13 protein-coding genes and 1 tRNA gene are annotated in these 14,502 nt (G+C 62.0%); 4 read left to right on the top strand and 10 right to left on the bottom strand.

Annotated features, from left to right (window positions below):
- The 6 genes from rplC to rpsL all read right to left on the bottom strand — a co-directional run bounded on the left by rplC (window position 1) and on the right by rpsL (window position 6,328).
- A complete protein-coding gene (rplC, locus tag JY451_11715; protein QZH74344.1) occupies window positions 1–900 on the bottom strand; it encodes a 50S ribosomal protein L3 in 900 nt (299 codons plus the stop codon).
- Between the two features lie 263 nt (window positions 901–1,163).
- Complete coding sequence (gene rpsJ / locus JY451_11710) at window positions 1,164–1,475, bottom strand: 30S ribosomal protein S10 (GenBank protein ID QZH74343.1); 312 nt, start codon at window positions 1,473–1,475, stop codon at window positions 1,164–1,166.
- A 319-nt stretch (window positions 1,476–1,794) separates the two neighbouring features.
- Complete coding sequence (gene tuf, locus JY451_11705; protein ID QZH74342.1) at window positions 1,795–2,985, bottom strand: elongation factor Tu; 1,191 nt, start codon at window positions 2,983–2,985, stop codon at window positions 1,795–1,797.
- 94 nt (window positions 2,986–3,079) lie between these two features.
- Window positions 3,080–5,212: an elongation factor G gene (fusA, locus tag JY451_11700; protein QZH74341.1), complete on the bottom strand. Its 2,133-nt coding sequence runs from the start codon at window positions 5,210–5,212 to the stop codon at window positions 3,080–3,082.
- A gap of 137 nt (window positions 5,213–5,349) precedes the next feature.
- On the bottom strand, window positions 5,350–5,820 hold the full coding sequence (rpsG, locus tag JY451_11695; protein QZH74340.1) for a 30S ribosomal protein S7: 471 nt from the start codon (window positions 5,818–5,820) through the stop codon (window positions 5,350–5,352).
- 136 nt (window positions 5,821–5,956) lie between these two features.
- On the bottom strand, window positions 5,957–6,328 hold the full coding sequence (rpsL, locus tag JY451_11690) for a 30S ribosomal protein S12 (protein QZH74339.1): 372 nt from the start codon (window positions 6,326–6,328) through the stop codon (window positions 5,957–5,959).
- A 689-nt stretch (window positions 6,329–7,017) separates the two neighbouring features.
- Between rpsL and JY451_11685 the strand changes: the two genes are divergently transcribed.
- The 3 genes from JY451_11685 (at window position 7,018) to JY451_11675 (ending at window position 9,721) form a co-directional block, all read left to right on the top strand.
- Window positions 7,018–8,187, top strand: a complete 1,170-nt coding sequence (locus JY451_11685; GenBank protein QZH74338.1) for a hypothetical protein — start codon at window positions 7,018–7,020, stop codon at window positions 8,185–8,187.
- A gap of 20 nt (window positions 8,188–8,207) precedes the next feature.
- Entirely contained in the window at window positions 8,208–8,759 is a 552-nt protein-coding gene (locus JY451_11680) for a hypothetical protein (protein QZH74337.1), read from the top strand.
- A gap of 311 nt (window positions 8,760–9,070) precedes the next feature.
- Entirely contained in the window at window positions 9,071–9,721 is a 651-nt protein-coding gene (locus JY451_11675; GenBank protein QZH76702.1) for a hypothetical protein, read from the top strand.
- Window positions 9,722–10,145: 424 nt separating this feature from the next.
- Here the strand turns inward: JY451_11675 and JY451_11670 are convergent.
- Window positions 10,146–10,231: transfer RNA gene (locus tag JY451_11670), tRNA-Tyr, on the bottom strand.
- Window positions 10,232–10,395: 164 nt separating this feature from the next.
- Between JY451_11670 and JY451_11665 the strand changes: the two genes are divergently transcribed.
- Entirely contained in the window at window positions 10,396–11,181 is a 786-nt protein-coding gene (locus JY451_11665; protein QZH74336.1) for an RNA methyltransferase, read from the top strand.
- A 1-nt stretch (window position 11,182) separates the two neighbouring features.
- Here JY451_11665 and JY451_11660 read toward each other — a convergent pair whose 3' ends face one another.
- The 3 genes from JY451_11660 to lon form a co-directional block, all read right to left on the bottom strand.
- Window positions 11,183–11,476, bottom strand: coding sequence for a hypothetical protein (locus JY451_11660; GenBank protein ID QZH74335.1), 294 nt, complete (start codon window positions 11,474–11,476; stop codon window positions 11,183–11,185).
- Between the two features lie 132 nt (window positions 11,477–11,608).
- Window positions 11,609–11,881: an HU family DNA-binding protein gene (locus JY451_11655; protein ID QZH74334.1), complete on the bottom strand. Its 273-nt coding sequence runs from the start codon at window positions 11,879–11,881 to the stop codon at window positions 11,609–11,611.
- A 196-nt stretch (window positions 11,882–12,077) separates the two neighbouring features.
- Window positions 12,078–14,480, bottom strand: coding sequence for an endopeptidase La (gene lon / locus JY451_11650; GenBank protein ID QZH74333.1), 2,403 nt, complete (start codon window positions 14,478–14,480; stop codon window positions 12,078–12,080).
- Between the last annotated feature and the right edge of the window lie 22 nt (window positions 14,481–14,502).

Here is a 14,502-nt window from a genome sequence, read left to right as displayed (position 1 = left end):
TCAGGACTCCCCATTTTCAGATTTTGGGCTTTCGTCCGAGCCGGTGTCGGCTGCGGGCGCATTGTTCTGGTCGTCTGCCGGGGCTTCCACGGCATCGGCACCGGACTGCTGCTCTTCAGCAAGCCGCTCCTGCGTCGCCACGTCCACTGCGGGGTTCACTTCATGCTCGGCGGCCGATTCGACCATGCCGGGCACAGCATCATCGCTTGCGGTTTCAGCAGCGTTGCGACGCATTGCGCCGGGGAACGGCACGCCTTCAGGCAACGGGATCTTGACCGCGTCCTTGACCAGCAGCCAGCCATTCTTCGCGCCGGGCACCGAGCCCTTGACGAAGATCAGGCCGCGATCGGCGTCGGTGCGCACGACTTCGAGGTTCTGCTGGGTGCGCTGACGATCGCCCATGTGGCCAGCCATCTTCTTGTTCTTGAAGACCTTGCCCGGATCCTGGCGCTGACCGGTCGAACCGTGCGAACGGTGCGAGACGGAAACACCGTGCGATGCGCGCAGGCCACCGAAGCCCCAACGCTTCATGACACCGGCAAAACCCTTGCCGACGGTGTGGCCGGTGACGTCGACCATCTGCCCAGCAATGAAGTGATCAGCCGTGATCGTCGCGCCGACGGGAAGGAGACCCTCCTCGTTCGCGACGCGGAATTCGGCAACCTTCTGCTTCAGGCCGACTTCGGCCTTGGCGAAAGCTTCGCGCTGCGGCTTGTTGACATTCTTGTGCTTGGCATCGCCCGCGCCGAGCTGGACGGAGAAATATCCATCACGATCGGCGGTGCGATTCCCGGTGACCTGGCAGCCTTCCAGCGAAAGAACGGTCACGGGAACGTGACGTCCATCCTCCTGGAACAGGCGGGTCATCCCGACTTTCTTAGCGATCACGCCACTGCGCATCACGCAAACTCCTTACAGAGGCACAAGAGGACCATCCCCAGGTGCATGTCAGCCCGAATTTTCGAAACGCCGCCCCGTCCGGGCTGAATTGCGCAAACTGCCGGGTGGCGGCTTGAGCGAGACGGGGGACGCGGCCCGGACCATGTTCTCCCGAAGGAGGGCCCGGCGGTATCCCTATGTCTTGCCGGTCTGGAACCGGCGGGGCCATAGAGCCCCGAAATTCTCGGTCCGTTTAAAGTCCGGACCGGAGGACTATCAGCGCATCAAGCGAGCTTGATTTCCACGTTCACGCCGGCGGCGAGATCGAGCTTCATTAGCGCGTCCACCGTCTGGGCGTTGGGCTGCACGATGTCGAGCAGCCGTTTGTAGGTGCGCACCTCGAACTGCTCGCGCGACTTCTTGTCGACGTGCGGACCACGGTTCACGGTGAACTTCTCCATGCGCGTCGGAAGCGGAATCGGACCACGAATAAGCGCGCCAGTACGCTTTGCAGTATCCGCGATCTCTCCAGTTGCCTGGTCGAGCACGCGGTGATCGAAAGCCTTGAGGCGAATACGGATATTCTGTGCGTCCATGTTCCACTACCGATGCGAAAGAGCCAAGCGGCCTGTTGCCAAACCGCAAAAAACAAAGGCCCGCCCCGCTATCCCCGGTTTCCCGGAACGGGCGGCCTTCGAAAAATTTCAATCGGCGGAAACGAATCTCCGCCTGTGAGGGCGCGTATACGGTGGAGACCCCTCGCTGGCAACCCCCGAAATCGGTGAATTTCACCGGCCTCGATTGCCTCGCGCCAAGCCGCCCTGCCCGCAAGCAGCGCCTTCAAAAAAAGGGCCCGGCACTCAATTGGAGTGCCGGGCCGCTTTTGCTCCGCTGCGCCGGTTGGCGCGGCAGGAACTACTTGGTGATCTTCGCCACGACGCCCGAACCAACGGTACGGCCACCTTCACGAATGGCGAAGCGCAAGCCTTCGTCCATCGCGATCGGCGCGATCAGCTTGACGCCGATCGAAACGTTGTCGCCCGGCATCACCATTTCGGTGCCTTCGGGAAGCACGACTTCGCCGGTCACGTCGGTGGTGCGGAAGTAGAACTGCGGACGGTAGTTGGCGAAGAACGGCGTGTGACGGCCACCTTCATCCTTCGACAGCACGTAGACTTCGGCATCGAAATCGGTGTGCGGGTTGACCGAGCCGGGCTTGGCGAGGACCTGGCCACGCTCCACCGCTTCACGGGCAACACCACGGATCAGCGCGCCGATGTTGTCACCGGCTTCACCGCGATCGAGCAGCTTGCGGAACATTTCCACGCCGGTCACGACCGTCTTCTGGGTGTCCTTGATGCCGACGATTTCGACTTCGTCACCCACGTTGACGATGCCGCTTTCGACACGGCCGGTCACCACGGTGCCGCGGCCAGAGATCGAGAACACGTCTTCGATCGGCATCAGGAACGGACGGTCAACCGGACGCTCGGGCTGCGGGATGAACTGGTCAACAGCATCCATCAGCGCGATGATCGAGCTTTCGCCGATTTCCGGGTTACGACCTTCGAGAGCGGCCAGCGCCGACCCCTTGACGATGGCGATGTTGTCGCCGTCGAAGTCGTAGGAGGAAAGCAACTCGCGCACTTCCAGTTCGACGAGTTCGAGGATTTCCTCGTCGTCCACCTGATCGACCTTGTTCATGTACACCACCAGCGCGGGCACGCCGACCTGGCGGGCGAGCAAGATGTGCTCGCGGGTCTGCGGCATCGGACCGTCGGCAGCGTTCACCACCAGGATCGCGCCGTCCATCTGCGCGGCACCGGTGATCATGTTCTTCACATAGTCGGCGTGGCCGGGGCAATCGACGTGCGCATAGTGGCGCGCGGCGGTCTCGTATTCGACGTGCGCGGTCGAAATGGTGATGCCTCGCTCACGCTCTTCGGGAGCCTTGTCGATGTTCGCGAAATCGACAGCCGCACCGCCATGCTTTTCCGCCATCACCTTGGTGATCGCGGCCGTCAGCGTGGTCTTGCCATGGTCGACGTGACCGATGGTGCCGATGTTGCAGTGCGGCTTGTTCCGCTGGAATTTTTCCTTAGCCATTTCTCAAAAACCTCTGTCTGTAAAAAGTGAATCACACCGGGAGAGGAAGCGGCACCCGTTGAAACAGGCGCCGCCCCTAGACGCTTGCCTGACCTTAGGCAAGCTTCTCCTTGATCTCCGCCGCCACGTTGGACGGGACTTCGTCATAGTGGCTGAACTGCATCGAGTAGTTGGCCCGGCCCTGGGTGAAAGAGCGCAGCTCGTTCACGTAGCCGAACATGTTGGCGAGCGGCACATTGGCTTCCACCGCCTGGGCATTGCCCCGCGTGTCGGTGCCCTGGATCTGGCCACGCCGCGAGTTGAGATCGCCGATGACATCGCCGAGGTAATCCTCGGGAGTCACGACCTCGACCTTCATGATCGGTTCGAGCAGCTTGATGCCTGCCTTTTCCGCCACTTCGCGCATTGCGCCACGGCCGCAGATTTCGAACGCGATCGCGCTGGAGTCGACGTCGTGGTAGGCGCCGTCGGTCAGCTTGATCGTGAAGTCGATCAGCGGGAAGCCGATCAGGTGACCGCTTTCAGCCTGCTCGCGCATGCCCTTCTCGATCGCGGGGATATATTCCTTCGGAATGTTACCGCCCTTGACCTCGTCCGAAAAGATGATGCCCTGGCCGCGCTCGCCCGGTGTTACCGTAACCTTGGCACGACCGAACTGGCCCGAACCACCCGACTGCTTCTTGTGAGTGTAATCGACATCCACGGCACGAGCCAGCGATTCACGGTAGGCCACCTGCGGTGCACCGACATTGGCTTCCACCTTGAATTCACGGCGCATGCGATCGACCAGAATGTCGAGATGCAGTTCACCCATGCCCTTGATGATCGTCTGGCCCGATTCGTGATCGGTTGAAACGCGGAACGAGGGATCCTCGGCAGCAAGACGATTGAGCGCAACGCCCATCTTTTCCTGGTCGGCCTTGGTCTTGGGCTCCACCGAAAGTTCGATCACCGGCTCGGGGAATTCCATCCTCTCAAGAATGATCGGATTCGCCATGTCACACAGCGTATCGCCGGTGGTGGTGTCCTTCATACCCGCCAGCGCGACGATGTCGCCCGCGAAGGCTTCTTCGATATCCTCGCGGTTGTTCGAGTGCATCAGCAGCATGCGGCCGATCTTTTCCTTCTTGTCCTTCACCGAGTTCAGGACCTGACCCTTGGTCAGCTTGCCCGAATAGATGCGGGTGAAGGTGAGCGAACCGACGAAGGGATCGTTCATGATCTTGAACGCCAGCGCGGAGAACGGCGCGTCGTCGCTCGACGGACGCTCGGCTTCCTCGTCGCTGTCGGGCAGCACGCCCTTGATCGCGGGAACGTCGAGTGGGCTCGGCATGTAATCGACCACAGCGTCGAGCAGCGGCTGGACGCCCTTGTTCTTGAACGCCGAACCGCAGGTGACGGGCACGAACTTGCGATCCATAGTGCCCTTGCGGATCAGGCTCTTGATCGTCGCCACGTCGGGCTCGTTGCCTTCGAGGTAGGCTTCCATGATCTCATCGTCCTGTTCGACGACGAGTTCGATCAGCCGCTCACGGTATTCGGCGGCCTTGTCGGCCAGGTCTTCCGGAATATCGATGAACTCGTACTTCGCGCCGAGATCTTCCGCCTGCCAGACGATGCCGCGGTTGTTCACCAGATCGACCACGCCCTTGAGGCTGCTTTCCGCGCCGATCGGCAGGTAAAGCACCAGCGGGGTCGCGCCGAGGCGATCGATGATCGACTGCACGCAGTAGTAGAAGTCGGCGCCGGTGCGGTCCAATTTGTTGATGAAGCACATCCGGGGGACGCCGTACTTGTCGGCCTGGCGCCAGACGGTTTCGGACTGCGGCTCAACCCCGGCTACACCGTCGAACACGGCCACAGCTCCGTCGAGCACGCGCAGCGAGCGTTCGACTTCGATGGTGAAGTCCACGTGGCCGGGCGTGTCGATGATGTTGATGCGGTACTTCGGCATCTCCGCACGCAGGTCATCGGGAGCCGAGCGCGGATCCATCGTCGGATCCTCGGGCGTCCAGAAGGTGGTCGTCGCGGCGGACGTAATGGTGATCCCGCGCTCCTGCTCCTGTTCCATCCAGTCCATCGTCGCCGCGCCATCGTGCACTTCGCCGATCTTGTAGGACTTGCCGGTATAATACAGGATGCGTTCGGTCGTGGTGGTCTTGCCGGCATCGATGTGCGCCATGATGCCGATATTGCGATAGCGGTCGAGCGGATACTCGCGGGCCATGTGGATTTCCTTAGCGTTTCGGAGGAGCGAACGGATCGCGCCCCCTCCATATAGTATCGAATGTGACAGCTTGAAGGCCGCCCTTCGACAGGCTCAGGATGAGCGCCGCCAAAGGGAGGCCTACAAGCTAATCCCGACTACCAGCGGTAGTGCGAGAAAGCGCGGTTCGCGTCCGCCATGCGGTGCGTGTCTTCGCGCTTCTTCACCGCGTTGCCGCGATTGTTGGCCGCATCCATCAGCTCGCCCGAAAGGCGCGCGCTCATGGTGGTTTCGGCGCGACCGCGCGCGGCGGTGATCAGCCAGCGGATCGCCAGCGCCTGGGCACGCTCGGGGCGAACCTCCACAGGCACCTGGTAGGTGGCACCACCGACACGGCGGCTGCGCACTTCGACCTGCGGCTTCACATTGTTCAGCGCATCGTGGAACAGCGCGATCGGATCGGCCTTGGCCTTGGCCTGCACCACGTCGAGCGCGGTGTAGACGATACCTTCGGCAACGGCTTTCTTCCCGTCGAGCATGAGGTTGTTCATGAACTTGGACAGGATCTGATCCCCGAACTTGGGATCGGGCAGGATGACCCGCTTTTCGGGACGACGACGACGTGACATCTTCTTAATTCCTTCGGAATGCGGCGACCCGTCCGGGTCGCCTTGCGGCACCAGCCCGCTCCCCCACCCGGCCACCCAGAGACTACCAGAGGTATGGTGTCCGGGTGGGGGAGCGGGCCGCCGCCGCGACTAGACCTTACTTCGGACGCTTGGCGCCGTACTTCGAACGGCTCTGCTTGCGGTCCTTCACGCCCTGCGTGTCGAGCACGCCGCGCAGCACGTGGTAACGCACGCCGGGAAGGTCGCGCACACGGCCGCCGCGGATCAGCACCACGGAGTGTTCCTGCAGGTTGTGGCCTTCACCGGGGATGTAGGCGATCACTTCGCGCTGGTTGGTCAGGCGGATCTTGGCCACCTTGCGCAGCGCCGAGTTCGGCTTCTTCGGGGTCGTCGTATAGACGCGCGTGCAAACACCGCGCTTCTGCGGGTTGGCTTCCATCGCCGGCACTTTGGACTTGGCCTTGACGGGCTTGCGCGGCATCCGCACCAGCTGGTTGATAGTCGGCATTGATTTCTCTTCACCTTGTTTTCTGGCCCGGCCTTATTGCCGAGCCAGCGCGCCCCTTCCGGGCGCAAAACCGGTTCCCACTTTTGCTGAAGGGAGCGCGGCGCAAACCGCAATCCTTCCACGCGAGGCGGGAGCCTGTCTCGAGGTGCCGACTGGCAGGCGGAATGGAGGTGAGGACCATGCCAAGGCCCGCTCGTCCCGAACCTGTCGAAGGACATTGTCCTTGACGGTGCCGGACTGGCGAACCTGCACGAGCCTGAAACACTCCACCCATCCGCATTGCGGCACCGGGTTACTTTGACGGCTGCCCCCAGCCTTGCTCTCTTGCGAAAGCCGCGGCTGCAATAGAAAAGAGCCCCTCGCTTGTCAGTGAGGAGCCCCGGGACGTAACCGGCAATGTTCAGCTCTATCTGTCCAAGGCTGGCCGCAAGGGCTGGCTCCGGATGGGGGTGCCCTTAGTGGGGTTTGGGGTGGGGGTCAAGGGTTGGAGGACGTGTAGCATCCTTTGGGCATCGCAGTTGGTCGAAGAGTCGCAGGTGATAAGCGCGCTGATGAAGCTGAATTCTTCGGTGCACTAGCGAAAGTGAAACGTAGCCGGATGAGGGAGAAATCAATCACGTCCCAAGGAGCGAATTCGCCTGTATAATCCTCCTTTCAACTTAGGCGAATTCAGTGAAATTGCTGCCTTGATGAGTGAAGATGATTCGATAACGTCTGGCTGCGACAGACGTGAAGCCGATGTAAAAGCGAACATCAACGGTTTGCATTCGCGCGGGCGCGGTTGCCAACTCAAGATGCCGACTATAATCTCGGCTGCGAACTGCATTCAGAACAATGATTTTAGGAACGATGTTATGACGAGAAAGCGCTGTACCGTGCAGTATCGACAGACCAAGCTGGACGACCTAACCGATGATTTCGTTCTGAAAAACTCGATTGTAGATGCTCTTCTGGGAGTTCATGACGGCCAGCAAGTTGGAGCAAATGCGCGCGCGCGAATTATCGACCTCGATCAAGACGGCTCATTTGTAATTCTCAACAAGGTCTCCGAGCCCGACAGTTGGGAGAATCGTTTCTTTTACGGGCAGCTCATCCACCTTACAGAAGGCGCTGATGTGGCTGCTGTGCTCGACTCTTTAGAAAACGACACTGAAGAGTATCTTCTTGAGCAAGTAAACATCGGAGATGATGCGCGTGTTCTGAAAGGAGTTCTTTACTTCGCGGTTGTGGATAATCATGTCGGCCTAATCGAAAATCAATCCGTCAAGGGAAAGACGCTTGAGAGATATTTAACTGCTCTCTTGCAACGAGATAGACAGCTTCAACCTGGCGAAGCTGTTATTCTGAATGCTGAGTTTCTGGCTGCCGATGGACGCGAGCTTCCCGCTACCGCTGAACTTACAGTTAGCGCCGAGCCGAATCGCGGAGCGATGCTCGAAGAGGTTGGGAGAGTAATCGAAGATGAGGCAGCAAGAGCGAGGCGCGAGGGGGCAACCGTGCTCGATGTCTTGCGCACACTCGGCTGGGACGACGCTGCAATCGCCGCGATTGAAGATGAGGTGCCCGACGACGGATGGCTAGAAGGGTTCTTCAAAGTCGTTATAAAGCGTAAGGGGCGACGTCGCGCGATTTCGCGCGCAACGATAAACGAAGCATTGCGAAACATCGACGCGGACGATCTGGGGCTGCGCGGCCCCGATGGAACCGAAAAAGGAGGGTTGCGCAAACTCACCTCCACTTGCCAAGTCGACGCCGAAGGAACCTTGCTCGATCCGTCACATGCTGTAGAACAGATTGTGAACACGCTGAGAGATTGGGCAGCGGAAGGGAAAATTGATTGCAATCTCGACGGTGGATAACGTGGGCGAGCGTCGGGGCAGTGGGTCTGCTTGCCGGCCTAATTTCGCCTGCTCATTTCTCCGCAGACACAGCGCGGATTTGCGTTACCTTCCTGGGGCTTTTCGCAGCGGGAATATTGCCAACGATTTCGCTCCTCCTGCAAGGAGTTAACTCAAGCGGGAAATCCGTTTACAAGATTGATGATCTCCAAAGAGAAATATCCGAGGCAATCGATGATTTGTTTCGCATATTAGGAAGTGCAGGCATTGCAACTTTTATATTGATGACTTTGACAATTGAGACCCCAGTTATGCTTAATTTTTTGCAGACTGAGTCTGCTTTACAGAGAATTGGAAATGCATCGGTCGCGGCTTTGGTTGTCTACATTGTATCCCGGGCTGGGCGCATTCCGTCCATAATTCGCCGCGCGCTCTCTATCCGCTTTGAGCAAGCACGCTTTGAAGCGAAGCAAACAACTCGAGATGCGGCGCCGGGACGATTAGAAATAAAGTCAGCGTTCCCGAAAAAAGAAGGGTTTGGGGCATCCCGTTCGCTCAAGGAAGTAAAGTCCACAAAGCCAGATGGAGATTGATCCAATCAACCTCACATCTAGGTACACCGCCACGAGCCATCTTGAGAAACGACTTTCCCCCAATTTGAAGACTATGCATTCCAATTGCTAGCGGGGACCTTGCGCAAGCCCTAACATACGCTGTTGACCAAACCCCTTTCCTACACCCCCTCCCCCATGCTCCACCCCCGCGCATGAGTCGCGCCGACAAACTCCCCGCCACCCGCACCCGCGCCATCCCCCGGCCTGCTGGTGAAGAAGCGCCCGAAGACCGTCCCCCTGTAGCCGAGACCCCGGCACTTCCCCTCCCCGCGAAAGGCTATAATCCGGCAGTGCGCGCGCGGGCGCGGGCAACGAGCTATGTCACCGCGCCCGTCGAGCCCCTCCCCGACAGCGATCCGCTGCTCGGCTTCGCGCCCGTCCCCCATGTCGCGCCGCGCCGCAATTCGATCACGCCCGATCGCCAGCGCGCCTTCATCGCCCATCTCGCCGCTACCGGCATCGTCAAGCAGGCGGCGCTCCACATCGGGGCCAGTCTGGAAGCGCTCTACAAGCTGCGCCAGCGGCCCGGGGCGGAAGGCTTCTGCTCGGCGTGGGACCGGGCGGTGGATTACGGGGTGCAGCGGCTGGAGGACTGCGCGCTCGCCCGGGCGATCGAGGGGGAGGAGCGGCTGGTGGTCTCCTCCGGCCAGCTGATCGGCACAGAACGGAGGCATAATGAGGCGCTGGTGATGTTCTTCCTGCGCCATCGCCGCGCGGAACGCTACGCCGCCGAGATCCGCCCCGGCCACCCGCTCTACGAACGCGTGCGCGCCGAGCTTCTCGTCGAGCTGGAGCGCGAATTTGCCTTGCGCGCAGAGGAGGACGAGGAGGAAGTGCTCGCCAGCCTCACCGCCAAGCTGGAGGACATGCGCAACCGCCAGATCGCCGCCGACGCCCTGCGCGCGGAACTGGGGCTGGGGCCGGAAGAGGATGAGGCCTGATAGCGGTGCTGAGACAGGCTTGAGGTTGGGGTGGGTGGCGGCGTCTCCTCCCCCCTCGTCTTCCCGGACTTGATCCGGGATCCCGCTTCCTTCTTCATTGCTGCGGCGCCGACAAGCGGGACCCCGGATCAAGTCCGGGGTGACGCAATACGGCGGGGCGCGGGGGCTGGATTGGCCTGCGGCCGTCTCCGCTGTGCTCCGACTCCGAACCAGCGCCGCCGGCGCTTGCGCACCGAACGCTGGTTCCCGACCTTCTCGCCTGGGGTGCGCCTGTGCGCTCAATCTGATGGCGGCGGTGGTGGACAGGGCTGGATGTCTCCGCTTCGCTCCGACTCCGCCCCAGCGCCATCGGCGCTGCGCGCCGAACGCTGGTTCCCGACCCTCGCGCTTGGGTGCGCTTGTGCGCTCAATCTGATGGCGGCGGTGGTGGACAGGGCTGGATTCGAACCAGCGTACGCTTGCACGGGCAGATTTACAGTCTGCTGCCTTTAACCACTCGGCCACCTGTCCATACCGGTGCCGGAATGCGGGGTTTCGCCCGCGAGAGTGGCCCGCCGCGAAGGGGGCCGTCCAGCCGAGAGGCGCCCCTTTGGCGAAGCACCGCTTGCCTGTCAATGGGGGTGCTGGCACTAGGCCCGAAACCCCGCGCCTTTCGCGGGTAAATCGAGGAAATCATGGTCAAGGACAGGAACAGGATGCGCGGGCGCGCCGGGCGGATGCAGGGCGGGCGCGGATCGGGGCGGACGAGCAAGACCGCGGTGCGGATCTGGGGCCGGCATCCGGTCGAGGCCGCGCTGATGAACCCGCGCCGCGAACACCGCAAGCTGTGGGCGACGCTCGACGGGCTCGATTCGCTCTCCGGCACGCTGCCCGACGGCTTCCCGCTCGAACGCGCCGAAGTGGCGGACCTCGCCCGGCTGGTCGCCCGCGATGCGCCGCACCAGGGGCTGGTGCTGGAATGCGAGCCATTGGACGACCTGTTCCTCGCCGACGTGATGGATGCCGAGAGCGCGCGGCCGATCGTCGTGCTCGACCAGGTGACCGATCCGCATAATGTCGGCGCGATCCTGCGTTCCGCCGCCGCGTTCGATGCGGCCGCGATCGTCACCCAGGATCGCCACGCCCCGCCCGAAAGCGGCGTGGTGGCAAAGAGCGCCTCGGGCGCGCTGGAGATCGTGCCGTGGATCCGGGTGGTCAACCTCGCCCGCGCGCTGGAGGAGCTGGCGGAAGCGGGCTACTGGCGGATCGGGCTGGCAGGCGAGGCCGAGGCCAGCTTTGCCGAGGTGCTGCCCAGCGGGCCGGTGGCGGTGGTGCTGTGGGCGGAAGGCGAAGGGATGCGGCACAATGTCGCCCAGCATTGCGACGCGCTGGCGCGGCTGCCGATCAGCCCGGCGATGGAAAGCCTCAACGTCTCGAACGCCGCCGCGATCGCGCTCTACGCCTTGGCTACGCGGGGCTGATTTATTTCGCCAGCCGCCGCCGGTTGGCGCTCACGGTGCGCGAATAGTGGCGGATGCTGCCGCGCATCACCGCTTCGGGACTGGTGCCGTACTTGCCGCTCGCCAGCGCGAGCCCCAGCTTCATGTTCGAGGCGATTTTCTCGCAGACCATCAGCTCGGCCTCCCTGGCCGCAGCCGGACCGCCCAGCGCCAGCGCGCCCATCCGCATGCCGATCACCATGTTCGATTCAGCGGCCAGCGCCCAGGCATCGAAGCCGAGAGTAAACCAATTGGCGGATTTTGTTTTGCGAGCCATAAGTTCCCAACCGTCGACCGAGGAGTTCGGCACCGCGTTCCTGAAGGTATTCCGCAAAAGGAAAGGGCCGCCCCACATGCGGCCCTTCCTTGCTGGTGACAGCGGTCGCCCCGCTGCCGCAGCGATACCTGCTTAGTTGACCGAATCCTTCAGGCCCTTGCCGGCCTTGAACTTGGGCTGGGTGCTGGCCTTGATCGTCATCGGTTCGCCCGTCCGCGGATTGCGGCCCGTCGATGCCTTGCGCTTGGCCACCGAGAAAGTGCCGAAGCCCACCAGCCGCACTTCGTTCCCCTTGGAAAGCGTGGTGGTGATGGTGTCGAAAACCGCTTCCACGGCCTTGGTCGCATCGTTGCGCGAAAGGCCGCTGGCGTCGGCCACGGCCCCGATCAGTTCGTTCTTGTTCATTGTCTGGAAGACCCCCTCACTGATTGTGATGTTTTGATGGCGACGGTGAATCGCCCGGCGACAGCGCGCGAATTGAGCGAGTTTTGCGAGCGCTGTCAAAGGCAATCCCTCCCGAACCGCCCTTTTTCAGGATGAAGCGAGGAATCGGGCGCGCAGACGGGAGATTCCCGCCACGCGCGCCCGGTTGCCGAAGCACTCAGTGGGCGGTGGTCACGCTCGCCACGTCCGGCCCTGCGCCGCCCGGCTGGGCGTGCGGCTGGCTGGCGAGATCGTCCGCCTCGGTCCACTCGATCGGCACCGGCGCGGAGGTCAGCGCCACGGCCAGCACCTGATCGACATGGCTGACGGGGATGATCTCCAGCCCCGCCTTCACGTTGTCGGGTATCTCGGCGAGATCCTTCTCGTTTTCCTCGGGGATCAGCACCGTCTTGATCCCCCCGCGCAGCGCGGCGAGCAGCTTTTCCTTCAGCCCGCCGATGGGCAGCACCCTGCCCCGCAGGGTGACTTCACCCGTCATCGCCACATCGGGGCGCACGGTAATGCCCGTCAGCGTCGAGACGATCGAGGTGACCATCCCGATCCCCGCGCTCGGCCCGTCCTTGGGTACGGCGCCTTCGGGCAAGTGGATGTGGACGTTCTTGCGCTGGAACAGGCTCGGCTTGATGCCATAGGCCGGCGCGCGCGCCTTTACGAAGCTGAAAGCGGCAGCGATGCTTTCGTTCATCACTTCGCCCAGCTTGCCGGTGGTCTTCACTTCGCCCTTGCCCGGCGTGGTGACACTTTCGATGGTCAGCAATTCGCCGCCCACCGATGTCCAGGCCAAGCCCGTAACCGCGCCGACCTGCGCCTCATCCTCGGACATGCCGTGCTTGAACTTGCGCACCCCGGCATAGTCGCCAAGGTTCTCCGGCGTCACGGTAACGCTTTCGACTTCCTTTTCTAGGATCTTGCGCAGGGACTTGCGCGCCAGCCGGGCAATCTCGCGTTCCAGCGTCCGCACCCCCGCCTCGCGGGTGTAATAGCGGATGAGGTCGCGCAAGGCCTCCTCGGTCAGCGTGAATTCGCCTTCGGTCAGGCCGTGTTCTTCCACCGTCTTGGCGATCAGGTGGCGCTGCGCGATTTCCACCTTCTCGTCCTCGGTATAGCCTTCGAGCCGGATGATCTCCATCCGGTCGAGCAGCGGCTGTGGCAGGTTGAGGCTGTTGGCCGTGGTGACGAACATCACGTCCGACAGGTCGATATCCAGCTCCAGATAGTGATCCTGGAACTTGCTGTTCTGTTCCGGATCGAGCACTTCGAGCAGCGCCGAAGCCGGATCGCCGCGGAAATCCTGCCCCAGCTTGTCGATCTCGTCGAGCAGGAACAGCGGATTGCTGGTTCCCGCCTTCTTGAGGTTGGACACGATCTTGCCGGGCAGAGAGCCGATATAAGTGCGGCGGTGGCCGCGAATTTCGGCCTCGTCCCGCACCCCGCCGAGCGACTGGCGGATGAATTCGCGCCCCGTAGCGCGCGCGATCGACTTGCCCAGGCTGGTCTTGCCCACGCCGGGAGGGCCGACGAGGCACAGGATCGGACCCTTCAGCTTGTTGGTGCGTGCCTGCACCGCAAGGTATTCGACGATCCGGTCCTTGACCTTTTCCAGCGCATAGTGATCGGCATCGAGCACCTGCTGCGCCTTGGCGATATCCTTCTTGATCTTGCTCTTCTTGCCCCAGGGCAGGCCGAGCAGCACATCGAGATAGTTGCGGATCACCGTTGCCTCGGCGCTCATCGGCTGCATCGAGCGCAGCTTCTTCAGTTCGCTTTCGGCCTTGGCCCGGGCTTCCTTGGAAAGCTTGGTGGCAGCGATCTTCTTCGCCAGTTCGGCCAGTTCGTCGCCATCCTCGCCGTCACCGCCCAGTTCGCTCTGGATCGCCTTCAACTGTTCGTTGAGGTAATATTCGCGCTGGGTCTTTTCCATCTGCCGCTTCACCCGGCCACGGATCTTGCGTTCGACCTGCTGCACGGAAAGCTCGCTTTCCATCAGCGAGAAGACCATTTCCAGCCGCTTCAGGGCATCAATCTCGGCGAGCAACTGCTGCTTGGTATCGACCTTGGCGGCGAGGCTGGCAGCGATGGCATCGGCCAGTTGCCCGGCATCCTCGATCTCGGCCAGCTCGGCCTCGATATCCTCGGGCAGCTTCTTGTTCACGCGGGCATATTCGCCGAACTGTTCGAGCGCGCTGCGCATCATCGCATCGACTTCGGTGCCGCTGGCGGTCGTCTCGTCGAGCGCTTCGGTCTGCGCGAGGTAGAACGTGCCGTCGAGCCGCATCTCGCCCATCCGGGCGCGCGTCTGCCCTTCGACCAGCACCCGCACGGTGCCATCGGGCAATTTGAGCATCTGCTGCACCTGCGCGATCGTGCCGATATCGTAGAGCTCGTCGCGCTCCGGATCGTCGGTGCCGGGATCGCGCTGGGCGATCAGGAAGATATCGCGATTGGCCTCCATAGCCGCTTCGAGCGCCGCGACCGACTTGTCGCGCCCGACAAACAGCGGAACGACCATGCCGGGAAAGACGACAATGTCGCGCAAGGGGAGGAGAGGATAGGCGTTCATAGTGTTTTCCGTGCTTTACTTT

This window comes from Erythrobacter sp., assembly GCA_019739335.1.
GTDB lineage: Bacteria > Pseudomonadota > Alphaproteobacteria > Sphingomonadales > Sphingomonadaceae > Alteraurantiacibacter.
Note: the sequence above shows the minus strand (reverse complement) of the source record. Positions and strands in the feature narration are given on the sequence as shown.

Coding starts and splice junctions, on each gene's coding strand:
- lon (QZH74333.1), bottom strand. CDS start 14,480: ATGAACGCCTATCCTCTCCTCCCCTTGCGCGACATTGTCGTCTTTCCC.
- JY451_11660 (QZH74335.1), bottom strand. CDS start 11,476: ATGGCTCGCAAAACAAAATCCGCCAATTGGTTTACTCTCGGCTTCGAT.
- JY451_11665 (QZH74336.1), top strand. CDS start 10,396: ATGGTCAAGGACAGGAACAGGATGCGCGGGCGCGCCGGGCGGATGCAG.
- JY451_11655 (QZH74334.1), bottom strand. CDS start 11,881: ATGAACAAGAACGAACTGATCGGGGCCGTGGCCGACGCCAGCGGCCTT.
- JY451_11685 (QZH74338.1), top strand. CDS start 7,018: ATGAGTGAAGATGATTCGATAACGTCTGGCTGCGACAGACGTGAAGCC.
- rpsG (QZH74340.1), bottom strand. CDS start 5,820: ATGTCACGTCGTCGTCGTCCCGAAAAGCGGGTCATCCTGCCCGATCCC.
- rpsL (QZH74339.1), bottom strand. CDS start 6,328: ATGCCGACTATCAACCAGCTGGTGCGGATGCCGCGCAAGCCCGTCAAG.
- rpsJ (QZH74343.1), bottom strand. CDS start 1,475: ATGGACGCACAGAATATCCGTATTCGCCTCAAGGCTTTCGATCACCGC.
- tuf (QZH74342.1), bottom strand. CDS start 2,985: ATGGCTAAGGAAAAATTCCAGCGGAACAAGCCGCACTGCAACATCGGC.
- fusA (QZH74341.1), bottom strand. CDS start 5,212: ATGGCCCGCGAGTATCCGCTCGACCGCTATCGCAATATCGGCATCATG.
- rplC (QZH74344.1), bottom strand. CDS start 900: ATGCGCAGTGGCGTGATCGCTAAGAAAGTCGGGATGACCCGCCTGTTC.